Origin of the sequence: Microbacterium sp. (genome assembly GCF_035277845.1) — a bacterium.
Lineage (GTDB): Bacteria > Actinomycetota > Actinomycetes > Actinomycetales > Microbacteriaceae > Microbacterium.
In genome coordinates this window covers 1-5,652 of record NZ_DATEJS010000230.1, presented here as the reverse complement: position 1 = coordinate 5,652, position 5,652 = coordinate 1, and the positions used below count along the sequence as shown (strand labels likewise).

5 protein-coding genes and 1 pseudogene are annotated in these 5,652 nt (G+C 70.3%); 3 read left to right on the top strand and 3 right to left on the bottom strand.

The window, feature by feature from the left end:
• The first annotated feature begins 132 nt into the window (after nucleotides 1-132).
• Together valS and VJR25_RS10000 are read left to right on the top strand one after the other, a co-directional pair.
• Nucleotides 133-2,694: a valine--tRNA ligase gene (valS, locus tag VJR25_RS10005; RefSeq protein ID WP_324114827.1), complete on the top strand. Its 2,562-nt coding sequence runs from the start codon at nucleotides 133-135 to the stop codon at nucleotides 2,692-2,694.
• Nucleotides 2,694-2,927, top strand: a complete 234-nt coding sequence (locus VJR25_RS10000; protein WP_324114826.1) for a hypothetical protein — start codon at nucleotides 2,694-2,696, stop codon at nucleotides 2,925-2,927. Before valS ends, VJR25_RS10000 begins: the two co-directional genes overlap by 1 nt.
• A gap of 10 nt (nucleotides 2,928-2,937) precedes the next feature.
• Here the strand turns inward: VJR25_RS10000 and VJR25_RS09995 are convergent, their stop codons facing one another.
• The 3 genes from VJR25_RS09995 to VJR25_RS09985 are packed head-to-tail and all read right to left on the bottom strand — an operon-like array spanning nucleotide 2,938 to nucleotide 5,040.
• Entirely contained in the window at nucleotides 2,938-4,224 is a 1,287-nt protein-coding gene (locus VJR25_RS09995; RefSeq protein ID WP_324114825.1) for an MFS transporter, read from the bottom strand.
• Between the two features lie 2 nt (nucleotides 4,225-4,226).
• Entirely contained in the window at nucleotides 4,227-4,433 is a 207-nt protein-coding gene (locus VJR25_RS09990) for a hypothetical protein (protein WP_324114824.1), read from the bottom strand.
• A 1-nt stretch (nucleotide 4,434) separates the two neighbouring features.
• Entirely contained in the window at nucleotides 4,435-5,040 is a 606-nt protein-coding gene (locus VJR25_RS09985) for a helix-turn-helix domain-containing protein (RefSeq protein ID WP_324114823.1), read from the bottom strand.
• A gap of 93 nt (nucleotides 5,041-5,133) precedes the next feature.
• Here VJR25_RS09985 and VJR25_RS09980 point away from each other — a divergent pair.
• Nucleotides 5,134-5,652 (top strand): annotated as a pseudogene (locus tag VJR25_RS09980) (M3 family peptidase); the annotation flags it as partial.

The window sequence follows — 5,652 nt, the reverse complement described above, 5'->3', positions numbered from 1 at the left end:
GGCCGGTCCTCGGACTCCTGAGCGCCGCCCCGCGACCCGGCACCGACGCGTGGCTCCGATACACTGGTGCGACATCCCACACACTCAGGCACGCTCACACAGTGCCGCACATATTCGCTCGAGGAGACCTCTATGACCATTCCCGACAAGCCGGCACTCGAAGGCCTCGAGCAGAAGTGGGATGCCGCCTGGCAGGCGAACGGGACGTACCTGTTCGACCGCGCCCGGGCCGTCGAGGTCGGCCGCGCCGGGGTGTACTCGGTGGACACTCCCCCGCCGACCGCCTCCGGCAGCCTGCACATCGGGCACGTCTTCAGCTTCACCCACACCGACCTCAAGGTGCGGTTCGAGCGCATGCGCGGCAAGACGGTGTTCTACCCGATGGGCTGGGACGACAACGGCCTGCCGACCGAGCGCCGCGTGCAGAACTATTACGGCGTGCGCTGCGACCCGAGCCTGCCGTACGACGCCGGCTTCACTCCCCCGTTCGAGGGCGGCGACAACAAGTCCAGCAAGGCCGCGGACCAGGTGCCGATCAGCCGCCGCAACTTCATCGAACTGTGCGAGAAGCTGACCGTCGAGGACGAGAAGCACTTCGAGGACCTCTTCCGCCAGCTCGGCCTGTCGGTGGACTGGACCCAGACCTACCGGACGATCTCGGACGACACCATCCGCACCAGCCAGCTCGCGTTCCTGCGCAACCTGGAGCGCGGCGAGGCCTACCAGTCGCTCGCCCCGACGCTGTGGGACATCGACTTCCGCTCCGCGATCGCCCAGGCCGAACTCGAGGACCGCGAGCAGCAGGCCAGCTACCACGAGGTCGCATTCCACAAGTCCGACGGCTCGGGCGACGTGCACATCCAGACCACCCGCCCCGAGCTGCTGCCCGCCTGCGTGGCGCTCGTCGCGCACCCCGACGACGAGCGCTATCAGCCCCTCTTCGGCTCGACGGTGCGCACCCCGCTGTTCGACGTCGAGGTGCCGGTGCTCGCCCACCCGCTCGCGCAGATCGACAAGGGGTCCGGCATCGCGATGATCTGCACCTTCGGCGACGTGACCGACATCATCTGGTGGCGCGAGCTCGGCCTGCCGAACCGCACGATCCTCGGCAAGGACGGCCGCGTGCTGATGGACGCGCCCGACGTGATCGTCGGCGACCGGGCCAAGGCCCACTATGCGGAGCTCGCCGGCAAGACCGTCTTCAGCGCGAAGAAGCGCATCGTCGAGCTGCTGGGCGAGTCGGGCGAGCTGATCGATGTGTCGAAGCCCTTCAGCCACGCGGTGAAGTTCTTCGAGAAGGGCGACCGTCCGCTCGAGATCGTCTCGACCCGCCAGTGGTACCTGCGCAACGGCGCCCGCGACACCGACCTGCGCGACCGGCTCATCGAGCTCGGCCAGCAGATGTCGTGGCATCCGGACTTCATGCGCGTGCGCTACGAGAACTGGACCAACGGGCTGACCGGCGACTGGCTCGTCTCCCGCCAGCGCTTCTTCGGCGTGCCGATCCCGGTCTGGTACGGCCTGGACGAGAACGGTGAGCGCGACTACGACCGCGTCATCATCCCCGACCTCGGGCAGCTGCCCGTCGACCCGACCACCGACGTGCCCGCCGGCTACACGGACGACCAGCGTGGCGTTCCGGGCGGCTTCGAGGCCGAGAAGGACATCTTCGACACGTGGGCGACATCGTCGCTGACGCCGCAGCTCGCCGGCGGGTGGCAGCGCGACGACGAGCTCTGGAACCTGGTGGCGCCGTTCGATCTGCGCCCGCAGGGCCAGGACATCATCCGCACGTGGCTCTTCTCCACGATGCTGCGCTCGGCCCTGGAGGACGGCCGTGCGCCGTGGTCGGATGCCGCGATCTCCGGCTTCATCGTCGACCCCGACCGCAAGAAGATGTCGAAGTCCAAGGGCAACGTGGTCACGCCCGCCGACATCCTCGCGCAGCACGGCACGGACGCGGTGCGGTACTGGGCGGCTTCCAGCCGGCTCGGCGCGGACGCCGCCTTCGACCCGCAGAACCCGACGCAGGTGAAGATCGGCCGGCGCCTCGCGATCAAGGTGCTCAACGCCGCGAAGTTCGTGCTGTCGTTCCCGGTGCCGGACGGGGCGGAGATCACCCACACCCTGGACGCCTCGATGCTGGCGGGCCTGCACCAGGTGGTGCGCGACGCGACGCGCGCGTACGAGGCGTACGACCACGCGCGCGCCCTCGAGGTGACCGAGTCGTTCTTCTGGACGTTCTGCGACGACTACCTCGAGCTCGTCAAGGAGCGCGCGTACAACCAGACCGACGTGGGTCAGCCCTCGGCCGCACTCGCGCTGCGACTGGCGCTCTCCGCGCTGCTGCGTCTGCTGGCGCCCGTGCTCGCCTTCGCGGCCGAAGAGGCGTGGTCGTGGTTCGAGGACGGGTCGGTGCACACGGCCGCCTGGCCGGTGGCGCCGGAGCAGGATGCCGGAGACCCGCTGGTGCTGCAGGCGGTCGGCGAGGCGCTCATCGGCATCCGCCGGGCCAAGACCGAGGCGAAGGTCTCGCAGAAGACGCCGGTGCGCCGCATCGTGATCGCGACGCCGCATGTCGACGCACTGCGCTCCGCGCAGGGCGACCTGCAGGCCGTCGGCCGGATCGAGGTCATCGAGTTCGTCGCAGGCGAGGGCACCGAGGTGCGCGAGATCGAACTGGGTGAGCTCTGATGCAGCTGGGCACGCGCTGGAACGCGGGCGGGGAGCCTCCCGCCCGCCTGTCCGCCGACGTGGTGGCGACCATCCGGCAGGTGGAGGCGTCGCATCTGGATGCCACGCCGCTGCCGCGCTGGACGCTCACGTGGCTGGAGGGCCGCCCGGTTGCCGAGCTCGACGACGGCGCGACGGTCACGATCGTGACGACCGATGCCGCCGGCACCCCGGTCGTGCGCATCGAGGACTGACGGCGGCGCATCAGAGCGAGGCGACCGGCGCCTCATCCGCGGTCTCGTCCCGGGCGTCGGCACCGGCGTCGCGGGTGCCGACGACGATGAGGCGGGCGGCGACGGCCGAGGTCGCCAAGGCGACGGCGCCGCCGATCACGAACGGCAGCCGAAGGTCGGCGCGGGCGGCGAGGCCGCCGAGCACGGTCGCGATCGGGAACAGTCCCCAGGTGAGCGTGCGGGAGATGCCGAGCACCCGGCCGAAGAGCCGCTGCGGGACGATCTGCTGACGCAGCGCACCCCAGGGCACGTTCCACAGCGAGATCGCGAACGCGGCCGTCGCGTAGGCGAGCAGCGCCGCCGGGAGGTTCGGGGCGAGTCCCGTGGCCAGCAGCCCGGCGCCCGCGAGCAGGTTCGCGGCGAGCATGACCGGTCCCCGTCCGAGCCGGCGCACGAGCGAGGAGGCGAGCAGGGAGCCGACGAGGGCTCCCGCGCCGATCGCCGCGGTGACGAACCCGATCGCCGCGGGGCGGACGCGGTGGGTGTCGAGGAAGAGCAGGATGTTCGCCGCCTGCGCGAAGGCGAACGCGCTGCCCGTGATCGAGGTGAAGAGGATCATCGCCCGCAGATACCGCTGATGCCACACGTACCGCAGCGCCTCGCGTGCCGACACGCGGGACGGGCCGACGTGCCTGCCCTCGTCGGCGTCGTGCCGCGGCCGCGCCGCGGCGATGGGCAGCAGCAGGGCGAGGCCGATGGGGATGAGATAGCCGGCCGATCCGACCCACAACGGCAGGGCGAGCGCGACTCCGAACAGCACGCCGCCGACCGGGACGGCCACGAAGTTGTCGATGGTGATCTGCGCCGTCTGGATCCAGCCGTTGGCGCGGTCGAGCTGCGGACGGGTGACCACTCCGGCGAGTGCCGCGTTGGTGGCGTTGTCGTAGAGGGTCTCGCCGAAGCCGAACAGCAGCACGCCGGCGAGCAGCGACATGATCGTGAGGCTGTGCGCGACGGCGAGGACGGCCAGACCGAGCGCCACCGCGCAGCGCAGCGTGTTGGCGGATGCCAGTACGAGGCGACGGTCGTACCGGTCGACGATCATGCCGGCCGGCAGGCCGAACAGCAGCCACGGCACGAACGCGAGCGCCGTGACGAGCGAGATCAGCAGCGGATCCGTCGTCAGCGTCGTGGCGATGAGGGGCACGGCGGTGCGGCCGACGCCGTCGGCGAGCCCGCTGAACGCGGTGGCGGCCCACAGGGTGCGGAACCCGCGGCCGAGTCGCGTGCGCTCGGCCGCGGAGACGACGGCGGTCACCGTCAGAACAGTCGCAGCGCGCCGGCCGCGTGCACGTCGCGCTGGCGCTCGTACACGGCCTGGATCGCGGGCTCGCGGTCGAGGCGCTGTGCGCGGCGGCGCATGTGGAGGACGGCCGCGCGCTCGAGGCGCTGCGAGATCGTGAACAGCGTGCGCTCGCCGAGGTTCGCGGCGACGCGAGGCGGGCAGGCAGGGGTGATGGCGGTCATGTCAGTGTCCTTGCTCGGGGAGCGGGAAGATGTCGGTGCGGATCGTGACCGTGCGGGTGCCCGGTGCGTCCTGGCCGCGGTACTTGTCGACCGCGTCGTTGACGATCTCTTGGATGCGGGTGGTGAGCTCGGTCATCTGCTCTTGCGTGAGATCGGTGGTGGCTGTGGAGATCATGGCCGTCTCGGCCCACGCATCGGCTTCGTCCATCGAACGGTTCACGAACTCGAGGAGCTGCTCGTTGCGGCGCTTGAGGAATTCGCTCATGACGACCTGGCTCGCCGCGCGGCCGGACGGGGTCTTCATCGCGTCGGGATTGGCGAACGAGACCGCGCCTCTGGGGCGCTCCCACCACCGCTCCCGCGCGGTGCCGCGTCCCTCGACCTCGCGGATGAGGTCGTGCTTGGCGAGGGCGCGCAGGTGGTAGCTGGTGGCCCCGGACGATTCCCCCGTCATGCCGGCGAGGGTGGAGGCGGTCTGCGCGCCGTACTGCGACAGGATGTCGTAGATCTGCACGCGGAGCGGGTGCGCGAGGGCACGGAGTGCGCCGGCATCCAGCACGCGCTCGGCTGCGCGTTCGGGCTGTTCCGGAGGGGTCTCGTCGCTCATGTGTGCAAAGATACCTTTGCACGATGTTCTTTGCAAGGACTTCTTTGCATAACATCCTTTGCACACTCCGTCGCCCGCACCTAGGCTGAAGGGATGACGGATGCCGTGAACCCGCTGCTCGAGACCCCGACCCTCCCCTATGAGGTCCCGCCGTACGACCGCATCCGTCCGGAGCACTATCTGCCCGCCTTCGCGGAGGCGTTCGGACAGCACCGCGCCGAGGTGGAGGCGATCTCCGCGAACCCGGCGCCTGCATCGTTCGAGAACACCCTGGTGGCGCTCGAGCGGGCGGGGGCGCTGCTGTCGCGGGTGGCGCACGCGTTCTACACGGTCTCCTCCGCACACGCCACGGACGAGATCCAGGCGATCGACGAGGAACTCGCCCCGCTCATGGCGGCGCACGAGGATGCCGTCAAGCTCGACTCGGCACTGTATGCGCGCGTCGCCGCGGTGTACGAGCAGCTCGACGATCTGGGACTCGAGGGCGAGGACCGCTACCTGGTCGAGCGATGGTTCCGTGAGATGACCCACGCGGGCGCGGCACTCGACGACGCGTCGAAGGAGCGTCTCACCGCGCTCAACCAGCGCCTGTCGACGCTGTCCACCCTGTTC

Excerpts from the sequence above, each read along its gene's own strand:
- valS (WP_324114827.1), top strand. The coding sequence starts at position 133 with ATGACCATTCCCGACAAGCCGGCACTCGAAGGCCTCGAGCAGAAGTGG.
- VJR25_RS10000 (WP_324114826.1), top strand. The coding sequence starts at position 2,694 with ATGCAGCTGGGCACGCGCTGGAACGCGGGCGGGGAGCCTCCCGCCCGC.
- VJR25_RS09990 (WP_324114824.1), bottom strand. The coding sequence starts at position 4,433 with ATGACCGCCATCACCCCTGCCTGCCCGCCTCGCGTCGCCGCGAACCTC.
- VJR25_RS09985 (WP_324114823.1), bottom strand. The coding sequence starts at position 5,040 with ATGAGCGACGAGACCCCTCCGGAACAGCCCGAACGCGCAGCCGAGCGC.